Genomic DNA, 14,534 nt, shown 5'->3' with positions numbered 1-14,534 from the left:
CTAATTTCAAATAATTTTAATTTTATTATTTTATTTTTTATGAGGTACCTACTAAGTTACTTTAGTCTCTTCTTAGAGCAAACTTTCGGGTTTTTGTTTAGACTTGCAGCACCTAATTTATCTACCTTACCATCTAAAGCTTCAAAAAAGAACCTGCCTTTTTGTAAAATATGATTTCTGCTTTTATTTCATCTCCTCTCGTTATCAAACTGTTTTGAGTTGTTATAAACAATAATTTATTATCTTTTCTAAATAATATATTTTCATCAATTTCAAAACCATTGGATATATTTACCATTCTTATCAAATTTACCTAAAATATTTTTCTGTAAAGCAGCAAATTTAATATGAGCATATAATTTTGAAATTTCTTTTATTTGCTTTGGATCAGTTAATATGTTCGCCGGCTTTGTAATAAAGCCACTATTCTCATATTGAGATGTTTTGCTATGTGGAGTTTTTACAAAGAATTTTCTATAAGAAGCTTAGTATAATCTTTATCCTCTACTATATTAATTACTTTCCTTTTTACAGAACAAATATTACTGTTCTCTTCAAATTTTGAGGTAAACTTCTTAACGTAAATTATAATTAAATGTAACTTCTTTTTTATCTTTACTCATAATAATACTCTTATTTTAATACTGTAGCTTTTAAAATACGTGTACCAAGTAAAAATTCTTCTATATTCAAAGCTTTTTTACTCTCTTGTTGAAGTTTTTTTACTTGTAATATACCACTTCCACAAGCTATTTCCAGCTTATCACTAATAACGGTACCGGGAGTAAAGTGATGATCCACATTTAAATATTCTGCTTCAAGAATTTTAATTATTTTATCATCATAACTAAAATATACTCCAGGCCAAGGATTCATACCCCTTATTTTACAATCAATAGAATAAGCGGAATCCTGCCAATTAATTTTTCCTTCTTGCTTGGTTAGTTTATGAGCATACGTAATGCCGTCACTTGACTGTTTTATCGGTACTATATTATCGATATTTACAAGTGTGTTTATTAATAATTCCGCTCCTAAATTAGCACATTTATTATGTAATTCTTTCAATGTTGTTCTTTCTTCTAAATCAAAATCTTCTTTCATCAATATATCGCCTGTATCAAGCCCTGTATCCATACGCATAATACATACACTACTTGTTTTATCTCCCTCAATAATAGTCCGCTGTAGAGGAGCAGCTCCTCTGTGACGAGGCAAATCAGATGGATGGATATTAAGACAACCATATTTTTTAGCATCTAATATCGCTTTCGGCACAATAAAACCATATGCAATAACAACTATAATATCAGCATTAACCTTATTAATAAGATTTATTGTTTTATCATTACGAAGAGTAGAAGGAGTATAAACAGGAATCTGATGCTCACATGCTAGTTGATGGATCGGGGATTGAGCTAAGCTAAGACCTCTGCCCTTAGCTTTAGGTTGCTGCGTAAAAACAGCCGTCACTTCATGATGAGCTATAAGTTTTTTAAGAGTTGGTACTGCAAATTCAGGTGTTCCCATAAAGATTACTTTCATACTATATTATTTTTGAGTTTCTTGAGCTTACGAAGTACCACATCTCGTTTTAGACTACTTAAATAATCAATCATAAGTTTACCCTCTAAATGATCATACTCATGCTGAATAACTCTTGCAAGCCAATCATTTGCCTCAAGCTCTTGTTGCTTATTATGATAGTCTAAATACTTAATCTTTATAGATTCTGGTCGTGCTACTTCAACACGTTGCCGCGGTACTGAAATACATCCCTCATTAGCCGTAACTAGCTCTTCTGATTTGTCTATTATATCAGGATTTACTATAAAAAGCGGGTAAAAATCTTTTGGTCTTTCTACCGGATCATGATCTTTTATATCAATTACTAAAATACGTTTTAATATGCCTACTTGTACTGCAGCAAGCCCTGCAGCATCTTCATGATACATAGTTTTAAGCATATCATCCATAAATTTTCGTGTTTGATCGGTAACTTCTAAAACCCTATGAGATTTCTGTTTTAACCTTTCATCCGGTGCCGTTACTATCGGTAATATTGACATAATTTTAAGTTTAGTAATTTTATTTAATGTACTATAAAACCGCCTAAATGTAAAGAAAGGAAACCAAGCTTAAAAGTATCTAATAGTTGCATAATAAGCTCACTTAATAATAATAATTTATTGAGTTAATAAAAAAGCTCGCATAAAATTAAGGAGGCATAATAATGCATTTGGGTGATATTGAAGAAATTACTGCACAACTTAAAGAATATTCTAGCGATCAGTATAATGAAAAAAATTTCATTATCGAAGCTAGAGAAACTGATTAGAAGATTTAAAAGACTTTGAAGATGCAGAGCAAAAAGTGAAATAAGTTACGTTAGAAGAAATTTTAGATAAATGGAAAGAAATACGAGACGCAATGAGAGAAATTGATTAAGTAGCTTTTTAAGTTACAGTAAAAAGCATTATGGTATTGACATTAAATTTAAAAGTGAGCTTAACGGAACTTATATTAATACATGAGTATAAGAGAATCTTGCAAAATTTGTTATCAAGAACAGCAATGTTGAAGCTGTATTTTTAGGCATTTATAAATTAATGTTATAAAAAATATATTATAATCAATAAAAATATAGCGACTGCCTGAAAAAAAACTCTTAAAGTCATTAGCTTTGAGCTAAATTTCTTATCAAACTTTCCTCCGACAGCCATCAACACTACCCCTATAACAAGAACCGTAAGGGTTAAACTAATCACAATTAATAACCATATCATAATTTATCCCTCAATATATAACTTCTACACAAAAATTATAACATTGTTACATGGATTAGTTTTCTTGTCATTACGAGAAAAATTATAAAGTAATTGACTAAGCAATCCAGTAAAAAAATGCTAATTTTAGCATTTTTTTATTATTTTTCTTGATTATCAACACTCTTGCCAGTCGCGTATAACGACGACTTGTATATTCATACAATAAAACCTACAAGCTCACAGGATAACAGCGTATAACGACGACTTGTATATTCATACAATAAAACCTACAAGCTCACAGGATAACAGGGGTGAATCGAGCCACGGAACAACTATACCTCTCAGGCTGATCTAAATTCTCTGCCTATAACTCATTATCTTCTTCACTTGCAGAAGTGTCAGCAATTAAAGAGACAGACACAACTTTTTCACCATCATCTAGTTTAAACAGGATTACACCACTAGTATTACGTCCCGTAATACGCACTGACTCAAGTTTACAGCGAATTAACTTGCCGTTATTGGTAATCAGCATTAACTCATCATCCATTTTAACCGGCATAACACCAACAACTAAACCAGTTTTGTCGTTAATATCCATGTTGATTATACCACTACCGCCTCGATCGGTAATCCTATAGCCATATGCCGAACTTCTTTTACCAAAACCGTTCTCAGTTACAGTTAAAATGAATTCTTCGGAATTTGCCATTTCTAAAATAGAATCTAGAGTTAAGCTTACGCCAAGTTCTTCAGGATTAAATGACTTTCCCTTAGCAATCTCAAGCCTTTGCTCCCACGACACAGATAAATAAGCATCTCTATCCTCTTTTGTACTGCTAATACCTTTAAGCACAGTCATAGAAATTACGGAATCATCTCCAGCGAGCTTCATACCTCGTACACCGTCGGAAGTACGGCTTTTAATAACACGTAGCGATTCAACAGGAAATCTTAAAGCTTTACCGGCTTTGGTGGCAAGTAAAATATGCTCGTCTTCTTTACATGGTTTTACGTCAATTAATTTATCGTCCTCATCAAGCCTAATAGCAATTTTACCGTTTGACTGAATCTTTTTGAAATCTAATAAATCGCTTCTTCTGATATTACCCTTGGCAGTTGCGAACATAATGTTTAAATTATCCCACTCATCTTGATTTTCAGGTAGCGGCATAATATTTGTAATATGCTCATTTTCTTTCAGCGGTAATATATTAACCATCGGTCTACCCTTACCTTGTGGATTACTTAAAGGCAGTTTATACAGTTTTAAACTATAAACCTTACCAATATTTGAGAAAAATAACATTGGGGTATGAGTGCTACCGACAAAAACTTGCGTGGTCATATCTTCATCACGCATTGAAAGCCCCGATCTTCCTTTACCTCCACGTTTTTGCGAACGATAGCTACTTAGGGGTACACGCTTGATATACCCTCCAAGCGTTACGGTTACCACCATTTCTTCACGCTGAATTAAATCTTCTATATCTTTATCAAATTCACCAAATTCAATTGAAGTAAGTCTAGGAGTTGCAAATTCTTCTTTAACTTTAATTAGCTCTTCTTTTAAAATTTTAAGTAAACGCTCACGCGAACCAAGTATATTAAGGTATTCGCTAATTTCCGTAGCAAGGGTCTTTAAATCTTCTTCAAGCTTGTTTTTCTCCATAGCAGTTAGGCGTTGTAGTCTCATTTCCAAGACTGCCTTAGCTTGCACTTCGGTAAAGCTACATTTACCATGCTCGTTTAGCATTGCTTTATCGTCAACCAGCTTTACAAGAGGTAGAATATTTAATGCATTCCATTTGCGTGCCATTACTTCTTGTTTAGCAGTATTTGGATCATTTGAAGCTTTAATAATACGTATTATTTCATCAATATTGCTAACGGCAATAGTTAGCCCTAATAAAATATGTGCCTTATCTCTTGCTTTATTTAACAAATATACAGTACGGTTAGTAATTACTACTTCCCTAAAACTAACGAAAGCAGCAATTACTTCTTTCAAATTCATAACTTTCGGTAGCCCGTCTTTAAGAGCAAGCATAATAACACCAAAACTGGTTTGAAGCTGCGTACAAGCATATATTTGATTTAAGACTACTTCAGCTTCTACATCTTTTTTTAATTCAATAAAAATCCTTACGCCGTTTTTATTCGATTCATCACGTAAATCACTTATACCCTCTATACGTTTTTCCTTAACCATTTCAGCGATCTTCTCAACAAGCCTTGCTTTATTTACCATATAAGGTATTTCGGTAATAATAATTGCTTGACGGCTATTACCTATATTCTCAATCTCGGCCCGACCTCGCATAATGATACTACCTCTACCGGTAAGATATGCGGATCTAATACCGCTAATACCTAAAATCATTGAACCCGTAGGAAAATCCGGTCCTTTAACGACTTCGAGTAAATCTAAAATCTCTATATCGTTATTATCTATGTATAAACAACAAGCATCAATCACTTCACCAAGATTATGAGGAGGGATATTAGTTGCCATACCGACGGCAATACCACCACTACCGTTAACCAATAAATTTGGAAACATTGCAGGAAGTACTGACGGCTCTTCTTCAGAACCATCATAATTAGGATTAAAGCTAACGGTTTCTTTATCGATATCTTCCACAAGTTTATGCGAAACCTTTGCCATTCGAGATTCAGTATACCTCATTGCCGCCGCTGCATCACCGTCCATTGAGCCGAAATTACCCTGCCCATCTACAAGCGGTAAACGCAAAGAAAAATCTTGTGCCATACGTACTAATGAGTCGTAAATAGCACTATCCCCGTGTGGATGGTATTTACCCATCACGTCACCGACTATTCTAGCAGATTTTCTATAAGGTTTGCTGGCATGATTACCGGCTTCATACATGGAATAGATAATTCTGCGATGTACCGGCTTTAAGCCGTCTCGAACATCTGGTATAGCTCTACTTACTATAACGCTCATAGCATAATCAAGATAAGATACTTTCATCTCATCTTCAATATTTACCGGTACTAAATTAGAAGAATATTTATCAGTCACAATTACTTAGCCTTAAATTTAATTAAATGAATTATAGAGACATAATAAATTTCTTTCAAGGATTGCTTGTATTGATAATTGTAAGAGTGGACAAACTTCTATATTATATATTAGGTTCTATGAAAGAAAATTCACTAAATCTATTTTTGTTCTTTTTGGCATCTTGCTCTTTATACGATCAGGTAGTAAATAATATAATAATCTATTTGCTTCTTGATCCTAAGACTTATTATTATGTAGCACTTCATACAAAGCTGTTATATCCTTTTTAGATGAAATAAAAAAGGATGTATTTTAAGTTGTCTCTATAAAAAACTACTTAACTCTTGATCACCTGCTAGCTCTCTTCCTGCGAAACCATCCTTATATCATCTAATTTAAAATAAGATTTTTAAAAAACTAATTCTCAGTGCTGGAATTTTTAAGTTTTTTTCATATTTTCATATTTTAGAAATAATGAGTCCTATTAAAAATAACTAATACTTAATTAAGAAAGGATATAAGATATTTACAACATCATTAATTTCACAGAATTTAGTTTAAATTACATAATAGTAGTAATATTTATTTATAATTTCAACTTAAATATTTTTTATTTCAATTTAACTCCTATATCTAAAATTTAAATAATTGATATTCAAGATATTATCATAACCATAATTAGGATAATAATCGTACCCTAATAAATCAAACTTAGGAATGCTGCAATTATATTCATATAAACCTAAACAAGCTTGTAATTCATAAACTATTTTATTCTATTTTGTCATAATTATCTTTATATGAGTTTCAAAATTTTTTCAACTAATTGACTTTTATTAATAACTTTAAAGTAAATCTTATAAGCTGTTTCTTTCTTCACTACAAAAGTAATCCTTAAATTCACTATATTTTTCAGCACATTAGAGATAAATTCTACAAATTTTTCTAATTGAATATTATGGTTAAAAGCTAACTTATAGATTTTTTATATTCTTAGGGTATATAAATAGCCTTTTTAAGTTCCTCAGGCAATGTATTGATTTCACAAATATTAGCCTTAATTTTTACAAAATTTTTATCCTTTACGTTTTAAATTTTATTGCTAAACTCACTAAAGCTTATACTCTCATTTTGTAATTCAAATTTTTGATTCTCAGTTTAATTGCATTAATTCTAATTTATGGGTTTCAATAACATTATTAGGGAAAATTACTACATGTTTTTCAATTTTAATCTTAATTAATCAATTTACTTATATTTCAGAAGAAATTCGGATTTTAATTTATTAACACCTTTCTCCACTGCATTTGAAAAAGGAGTGGTTATTTCATTTTAGCTTTTACTGTGCAACTTATTTAATTCAATAATTTTAATACTAGCTTGTATCTGATCTATAACTTCCTTATAAATATCCAAATATATCTCTTTTTCTTTGTTCCTGCCACTGTATAACAGCTTACTAAACAATTTCTTAAATGCAGTAAGATATGGACCACAAGCAATGTCTTCTAATTCTGTACAATAGTCTCCTAATTTCATATTCTATTCTACGTATTTATTTGTTATAATATAATAATATTATTTAAGTTGAAATAATTAATGTAGATTAAATTAATAGTAGCTAATATTCCTAGCGTAACAATTGAAAAAAGTAATCATAAATGTTTAAAATAATTTGACTATTTCAAAATTTCATAATATTTGTTAATAAGCTCAATCAATAAGACTAAAATATGAAAACAGCCTTTATTTTCCCTGGCCAAGGATCACAGTTGAGTGGCATGGGAAGAGATTTTTACAATAATTTTAAACCAGCTAAAGAAACATTTCAAACCATCGATGAAGCACTCAACCGCAAGCTTACCGACATAATCTTTAATAGCACTCCTGAGGAACTAACACTAACTACCAACGCACAACCAGCATTAATGGCAGTATCTATGGCAATAATAAATACTATCAAAGCTGAAACCGGTAAAAGTTTGGATAGTCTTTGCGATTATGCTGCTGGTCACTCTCTAGGTGAATATAGTGCTCTTTGTGCTGCTGAAAGTATTAGCCTTATAGATACTGCAAAACTACTTCATGTACGTAGTACATCTATGCAAGAAGCATGTCCCGAAGGTGAGGGAAGCATGGCAGCTTGTATCAATATTCCGCTTCAAAAGCTTGAACAAATATTAGAAGATATCAACAAAATAAATTTATGCCAAATAGCCAACGATAACATTGAAGGGCAAATAGTGATTAGCGGCAAAGTAGATGCTATCGATTATGCTATCAGCATAATTAAAGATTTAGGTTATAAAGCTATCAAGCTGAAAGTGAGTGCTCCATTTCACTGTAGCTTAATGAAACTTGCAGAGCATAAAATGCAACTGGCACTTGATAAAACAGTAATTAACAAACCAATAATACCGGTAATTCAGAATTATACCGCAAAACCTACTACTAATCCCCTAGAAATTAAACAAAATTTAATTCTTCAGATATGCGGACGAGTTAGATGGCGTGAAACTCTAGAACTATTTAATACGCTAGAAATCACTCATATAGTAGAAATAGGAGCAGGAAATGTGTTAACAAATATGCTACGCAAAAGCGATTATCCATTTAAATTAAGTAATATATCAGAACTACAGCATTTTTTAGACAATGTTCACAAATAACGCTCTCTAATAACTTCTGATTTACCAAGCTTTTAAATTAACTCAATATTATTATATGAAAATTAGTTTTAGTTTTTTAAGCAATTAGAATTTTAATTGAAAAAGCTATCTAAATGAAAGAATAAAAGAGCTGGAAGGTTGCTTTAGAAAATACTAATAATAGATAAAATGAAGAGTGTTATAAGAAATAAGAAGATTGCTTCTGATCGGAGGCGATATTTAAAAAGGTGAATATCCTTGCTATATTCTTCCTTTTATAAAATGTATGAGTTTGTTACTTACCAATATTCTCATATATTAGAACTTGATTATCTAAATTAAAATACGGTAAAAATAGTAAAAAATATGCTGAGAAATAATTTAAAAGATATATCTAATCCGGAAATTTATATTATTGCTAATTATGAAGAACCTATAATTAAAAACTATACAATAACAGATAAAATAGTAAAAGGTAAAGTTTATTACCTTGAAAGATTAAAATATTAAAATCATACGGAAGAAGAATTTTAATATATAGGTGACATAGTAAATGATATTAGAAAACTAGAGAGCACGCTAGTAACAGATTTATCAAATATCACCAATTTTATTTGGTAGATTCTTTTATTACTCAGTTTACAATCCTTTTTATAGCTACACATTTTGAAGATCTAAAAATTTTCATCAAAATTTAGATAAAATCAACTTTTTGGTGCTGTCACAAGAATATAGATCGAAAATGTCAACCAAAAAACTATAAGGGTTTTATAAATATTAAAGCGATAATCTGGAATAGGTTTTTAGTGAAATATCAAAAATTATTTAATAATCTTAGCACAGAATCTTCAGAAATATTATTTAGCATCTGTAGTGATAATGATGATTTTGCACAATCATTGCTTTCAGGCTCTCTCTTATAATTTAGAAAAGCAAACTAAAACCATAAACTATGTGATGGATAAATATGCAAGTAATACTGATTCTTATAATATAACTCGGCTTTTTAATATATAATGCGACAAAACTTTAAATAGTAAAATTATTAATCTTAAATTCTCTCGCTCGATTTAGAAAAACGAATTGAAATTTTAAAATATATGATAGATAAATATAAAGACGATATGGATTCTATTTGTCATATAACCACACAACTTGTTAATATTTGTGAAAATACAACAGAACCTAAAGTGATAGAATATTTTATTGATTATTTAGAACCTTGGCAAGAATTACCTATTCATTGGTATTATAATACTATGCTCCCTATGGCTAAAGTTTCTTCAAAACTACTAAACTATGATTATAAATAATATTTAAATCAGTAATAAAAATCCTAAAATAATTCTAGAAATTTTATAATTTAGATGATATAAAGTTAAGCCATAACCGGAGAGATGGCCGAGTGGCTGAAGGCGACGGTTTGCTAAACCGTTATACGGTTCATACCGTATCGAGGGTTCGAATCCCTCTCTCTCCGCCAGCTCAGTAAAATTCTCTTTTATTGTCTTTATAATGCTTAGTATACTTACCTAGTAAAATCCTAACCATTTTTTGATAAGAAAAGTTGGTAGTAGCTGCCTAACCTTTAAAAAATTCTATACTTTCTTTGCTTAACCAAATAGTTACTTTTACTGAATCATCTTTTAATAATAACTCTTTAGGATGTGGTAAAAAATCTTTTATTACTGTACCTATTGCTCCGTTAGTATGTTTTGTTTTCTTGCTCATAAATCCTCTTACCTTTTTGCAGGTATCCCGCTGCAAAAATTCTTATATGGTTATCTTGAAACATAAAACGGACTAAAATATTATCGTCAACTTTTCCTAAACAAAAATATCTTTGCTCAGTAATACTATGGTCTATTTTTTCTAAAATTATTCTTTTTATATTAAGAAAAGTTTTCTAGGATTCATCAAAACTTACATTATGATTCTAGTTATTAATTTTATTTTTTCTTCATCCCATTCAAAAGAGGAATGAATGTATTTTTAACCTATAATCAAATAATAGTTTGCTTTATATTAAATGTCCATATGGTAATAAGCCATACCATTAGTGTTAAATTAAAGCATAACAAGAATTAAAACACTGTCTGAATCAAAGCTAACCTGAACTCCTGACAAACAGTTCACATAATGTTCGAAGCTCCCCACCAGTATTTATATTATAGTTTGAATAGCTACATTTCCTAAATGAAAAACCGATTTAATATAAACCATCTTTCATATTTATTACTTGTGAGATTAGACCTTGGATTTTCTAACAGGCTTGAAAAAGTTGTTGGTAAAACTTTCTCGATCTTTAGGCGATTATAAGATTAGCCTACCTATTGATATTGTGGTTTTATTACTCTAGTAAAAAATTAACATTTATTTCTTAGAATCTTTATACATTTTTTCTAATACTGCTAAGCGTTCATCTATTCTTTGTATGGTTTCTTTGGTCAAAGGTTCTGCTATTTTTTACTTTATGTTCTTTTTAAAGCTTTTCTTTGATTCTTCTTGTTTATGTTTTCTAAAAAGAGACAATTGAGCGGTCATATTATCAGTTACTTAATTGAGTTAAGTTTTAACCAACGAAGAGCATAAACCCTTGGTGGTTAGAGAGTTCAAACAAACCGTTACCAACAGTTCACAATAGGTTTTAAGTTTAAAGTAATACTCTAAACTCTGGACATGCTTACCATCACCCCAACCATAAAAAAGTTGATGATGGTCTTGTTTAATGGTGTAGATACCACCATGGTAACAAGAGGTTTTGAAGCCCTGAAACAGCACTGCTGCTATTGCAGGTACGATTTTATATATAACTTCGCAAAAAAGTCAATTGATACTGTTTTATTATTTTTTCCTTTTCTAATCTAGTTTTTATTTCTATAAGCTTTTGGCAAAATGTGATAAAATTCTTCACTGCTTGTCATGGCTTGTTCTTCTGTGATTTCAACGTTATAAGCATCGTAAATAGCTTTAACTACATTATTAGTTTTATTGTTTCTTGATTCATAATGTTGTTAATGGTAATGCAAATCTTAATAATGATCTTTTTAACTTTACATCATTATGTTTTTAGATGAAATAAATTTAATTATTACAATCAACAATTATAGTCATTGACTTATTTGTATTACTTCTCTTAAATGAGAATTAAACTTTATTCATAAAATAATTCTTAAGAGTTAAAACATGAAAAATAAAGAAAAAGAAATTTTAACCTCTGCGTTAATAGTAGATGAAGAGGAGGAAAAGCTTTTAAAAGCTCAAAATGCAAGGGAAGATCTTAAGTTAATATTAATACATTTGCTATTATTCTTACTAGTTTTTTAACTTCTTGTTATTTCTTGTTTAACTATAATGGAAGAAAAAGCAGCAGAGTATAAATTACAGCAAGAACAAGAAGTGACAATAAATAACAAAACAGCATGAAGTTGTTTAAATACAATGCAGTCAAAAGTTACTAATATATATATTTAAAATAAAAATTATTTGTTAAATTTTTTAACTTTTGCTTTTAATTAACTATTTGTAATATAAATAAAATAACTTTTATGGAAAATATAAGTCCTTGGAAAGAAAAGTTTAAACTTTAAGTTTATGCTAAAAAATTGCTTGATAAACTCGAATATTTCAACACTAAAGTATAAAGTATAAGTACTGTGGATATAGAAGAAGTAAAAAAACGCATTTATTACGCTTGTAAATATCATGGCTTACAAATGCGTCAATCGGGCGATCCTTTTACGATTCACATCCAATCAGAGTCACGATTATGCTTGAGGAGTTTGTAACAAGACGAAGTCCCTAAGTTTTTTACTTCTCACATGCTAAATACTGTTCTACTTCACAATACTATTGAGAATACAGAACTTACTGAAGCAATTATTGTACAAATATTTAATCCATGAATTGGTCAAATGGTTAGAATGCTCTCTATCAATGGTGAAGAATAAACTATTAGAGAAGTTATAAACATTGCATTTTATTCAAAAGATCAAGAAAATAATATTGATTAAATTGTTTGATCGGCTTCATAATATTTTAACCTTATATTCTAAGAACGAAGCAAAAAAAGAAAAAAAGCAATAGAAACATTCATATATTTCTTACTCTTGCTTTATATTTAGGCATTGACAGTGCTAAAGCATTAGTAGAAGAAGTTTGTTGTTATGCTATAATTGATCCTTATTATAAAAAGAATAACATTATTAATAATAATGACCATTTATTATTTCTAGCTTCAAATGCCATAATTGCTGTAGTAATTACTTATAGTTGCTTTGACCTATATTTTTCGCCTATCCACCCCAAAAATCACAGCACTAAAAGGTCTCAATTGTCTTAAAAGATGGACTTTGGGGATTAGAGGTAGAAAAAATAATTCATTAAGAATTACTACCATATGTATATATAGCATAAAATCAAAATATCCAAGGAATGTACCGATAGATACAAACCCTACAGCTTCATTTTGTTTTTGAGTTAAATTTCCCTGTTTTTCTTCATAACCCGGTATAATTTCTTTATAAAAAATTAAAGTAAAGAAATTTATACTGTTTTAAAAGTCAATATGAAATTTCGCTTTACACGATAAATAAGAAAACGCCGTGCAATTTAATACACTTCATAAGGATTGGAATGTCAGGGATAAGGGATGAGGATATTTCATCGCCCCCACAATATCTTTACTAAGAATAGCGTACAAACGTCCAGAAATTTTTATTGATTGTTTCAATAATTCAAAATCTTTATGATAAACTTAAAACTTAATCTGATTTACCTATTATTTTAAGAGGGCTTGTGCTAATTTCTTCAAATTCTACCTATTAATAAGTACCAATTCATAATGTTATCTGAATTATATTTAATAGGATTTCATAAATAAGGTACTAGGAGGAAATGCACCTGCTAAGTAATGCATTATCATTAGTTTGTTCTTTATCATGAACGCTTAATTTTATTTGATCATTTTCTATGTTTTAGCTTTCCTGCTTCTTCTAGAGTTACAAATCTCACATTGAAACAACCTTCTTCACCGGCACTCGACGTTAAACCAACATAGATTGAAACTGCATATATTTTCTTAAATAGATCTATACCACGACTCATATCTCGGCTTATTATATCCTGTGTCTCTCTCCAAGTAACCCTTACAACACTTATCTTAGCAAAGATTAATTTATCATATGATAACGCCGTCTTCAGAATAAGTATGTGTATAGACAATAATTAATTCTGCAAGCTCATTGCAAATTTTTTAAATTTAGTGTACTTTTTAAAAAATTTTTAAATTATAGCTCATCACTTTCTCTGGCTCTTTCATCACCAAACATAAAATTAACTTTTATACCAAGATAATATACCTACGAAAATGAATATAAATAAATAATTTAAAAAATTAATTTAGTTAGGTTGAAAGTTGATTTATACAAATATTTATTACTATGCTTCATGTATAAATATTTAAGTTCCTTTGTAATAATTGATATATCTAAAGTTTTAACCAAGTACTTATAAGCTATCAACTTGATCAAAAAATTTACTCATGCTCTATTAGCTGCACAATAAATATGTGATAAATAAATAAACTAATTGAAAATTAAGTAATATCAACTGTTCATTGTTAGATTGAAGAGAAAAATATTACACTACTGTCGATAGCTATAATTAAATATAGTAAAAATATGTCAATTAATAAATATAATAACTGTGATAGATTATTCTACTCTTGAAATGATTAAATTATATTTTAAGTTAAGAACTGCAAAATCGTTATCATATTATGAAGAACTTGAAAATGATGAAAAATTAAGCAAATTATTTAGAGATTCTTTAAACTATTTTATTGATAATATGGCAATAAATTATAGCAAACTCAGCCCCATTGTGTGATAGACGTGAAGAACGAAAACGTATAAAAGCGAATCTTGCAAAATTTGGCATCATATGAGCTTAATATTAAAACTGTATTTTTAAGTAAGATAGAATTGATTTAAAGCTTGGTTTAGAGTTACCTAAACCAAGAAATAAATTATTACTTTAAGTGGATATGTAACATTTTTAAGAACTTTCTTTTAATATAAGTATGGT

The 14,534-nt window shown here is 29.6% G+C and carries 9 protein-coding genes, 1 tRNA gene and 3 pseudogenes; 6 read left to right on the top strand and 7 right to left on the bottom strand.

The window, feature by feature from the left end:
- Positions 1 to 56: 56 nt before the first annotated feature.
- The 5 genes and pseudogenes from A1E_RS01105 to gyrA form a co-directional block, all read right to left on the bottom strand.
- Positions 57 to 416: pseudogene (locus A1E_RS01105) on the bottom strand (hypothetical protein).
- Between the two features lie 217 nt (positions 417 to 633).
- Positions 634 to 1,545 (bottom strand): methionyl-tRNA formyltransferase, encoded by a 912-nt coding sequence (gene fmt / locus A1E_RS01100; RefSeq protein ID WP_012148386.1) that lies wholly within the window; start codon positions 1,543 to 1,545, stop codon positions 634 to 636.
- The gene (gene def, locus A1E_RS01095) at positions 1,542 to 2,069 is read right to left on the bottom strand and encodes a peptide deformylase (protein WP_012148385.1); all 528 of its coding nucleotides are present in this window, start codon (positions 2,067 to 2,069) and stop codon (positions 1,542 to 1,544) included. Before def ends, fmt begins: the two co-directional genes overlap by 4 nt.
- A gap of 530 nt (positions 2,070 to 2,599) precedes the next feature.
- Positions 2,600 to 2,786 (bottom strand): annotated as a pseudogene (locus A1E_RS05305) (HIG1 domain-containing protein).
- A 346-nt stretch (positions 2,787 to 3,132) separates the two neighbouring features.
- Positions 3,133 to 5,817, bottom strand: coding sequence for a DNA topoisomerase (ATP-hydrolyzing) subunit A (gyrA, locus tag A1E_RS01090; protein WP_012148382.1), 2,685 nt, complete (start codon positions 5,815 to 5,817; stop codon positions 3,133 to 3,135).
- A 1,715-nt stretch (positions 5,818 to 7,532) separates the two neighbouring features.
- On the opposite strand from gyrA, the gene fabD reads away from it, so the two are divergent.
- The 4 genes from fabD to A1E_RS01065 all read left to right on the top strand — a co-directional run bounded on the left by fabD (position 7,533) and on the right by A1E_RS01065 (position 9,930).
- Positions 7,533 to 8,468 carry an ACP S-malonyltransferase gene (fabD, locus tag A1E_RS01080; RefSeq protein WP_041405223.1) on the top strand — a complete coding sequence of 312 codons (936 nt, stop codon included), beginning with the start codon at positions 7,533 to 7,535 and terminating at the stop codon, positions 8,466 to 8,468.
- A gap of 345 nt (positions 8,469 to 8,813) precedes the next feature.
- Positions 8,814 to 8,957 (top strand): hypothetical protein, encoded by a 144-nt coding sequence (locus A1E_RS06430; RefSeq protein WP_012148379.1) that lies wholly within the window; start codon positions 8,814 to 8,816, stop codon positions 8,955 to 8,957.
- 590 nt (positions 8,958 to 9,547) lie between these two features.
- Entirely contained in the window at positions 9,548 to 9,760 is a 213-nt protein-coding gene (locus A1E_RS01070) for a hypothetical protein (RefSeq protein ID WP_012148378.1), read from the top strand.
- A gap of 78 nt (positions 9,761 to 9,838) precedes the next feature.
- Positions 9,839 to 9,930, top strand: a tRNA-Ser gene (locus tag A1E_RS01065).
- A gap of 98 nt (positions 9,931 to 10,028) precedes the next feature.
- Here A1E_RS01065 and A1E_RS07385 read toward each other — a convergent pair.
- Positions 10,029 to 10,178: a hypothetical protein gene (locus A1E_RS07385; RefSeq protein WP_012148377.1), complete on the bottom strand. Its 150-nt coding sequence runs from the start codon at positions 10,176 to 10,178 to the stop codon at positions 10,029 to 10,031.
- Positions 10,179 to 11,633: 1,455 nt separating this feature from the next.
- Here A1E_RS07385 and A1E_RS06420 point away from each other — a divergent pair.
- Positions 11,634 to 11,873: pseudogene (locus A1E_RS06420) on the top strand (hypothetical protein).
- 1,536 nt (positions 11,874 to 13,409) lie between these two features.
- Here the strand turns inward: A1E_RS06420 and A1E_RS06055 are convergent.
- The gene (locus A1E_RS06055) at positions 13,410 to 13,553 is read right to left on the bottom strand and encodes a hypothetical protein (protein WP_155799159.1); all 144 of its coding nucleotides are present in this window, start codon (positions 13,551 to 13,553) and stop codon (positions 13,410 to 13,412) included.
- A gap of 600 nt (positions 13,554 to 14,153) precedes the next feature.
- Between A1E_RS06055 and A1E_RS06735 the strand changes: the two genes are divergently transcribed.
- Complete coding sequence (locus A1E_RS06735; protein ID WP_012148374.1) at positions 14,154 to 14,336, top strand: hypothetical protein; 183 nt, start codon at positions 14,154 to 14,156, stop codon at positions 14,334 to 14,336.
- Positions 14,337 to 14,534 lie beyond the last annotated feature (198 nt).

This window comes from Rickettsia canadensis str. McKiel (assembly GCF_000014345.1).
Taxonomy (GTDB): domain Bacteria; phylum Pseudomonadota; class Alphaproteobacteria; order Rickettsiales; family Rickettsiaceae; genus Rickettsia; species Rickettsia canadensis.
This window is presented reverse-complemented; position numbering and strand designations above follow the sequence as displayed.

Excerpts from the sequence above, each read along its gene's own strand:
- fmt (WP_012148386.1), bottom strand. The coding sequence starts at position 1,545 with ATGAAAGTAATCTTTATGGGAACACCTGAATTTGCAGTACCAACTCTT.
- def (WP_012148385.1), bottom strand. The coding sequence starts at position 2,069 with ATGTCAATATTACCGATAGTAACGGCACCGGATGAAAGGTTAAAACAG.
- fabD (WP_041405223.1), top strand. The coding sequence starts at position 7,533 with ATGAAAACAGCCTTTATTTTCCCTGGCCAAGGATCACAGTTGAGTGGC.
- A1E_RS06430 (WP_012148379.1), top strand. The coding sequence starts at position 8,814 with ATGCTGAGAAATAATTTAAAAGATATATCTAATCCGGAAATTTATATT.
- A1E_RS01070 (WP_012148378.1), top strand. The coding sequence starts at position 9,548 with ATGATAGATAAATATAAAGACGATATGGATTCTATTTGTCATATAACC.
- A1E_RS07385 (WP_012148377.1), bottom strand. The coding sequence starts at position 10,178 with ATGAGCAAGAAAACAAAACATACTAACGGAGCAATAGGTACAGTAATA.
- A1E_RS06055 (WP_155799159.1), bottom strand. The coding sequence starts at position 13,553 with ATGAGTCGTGGTATAGATCTATTTAAGAAAATATATGCAGTTTCAATC.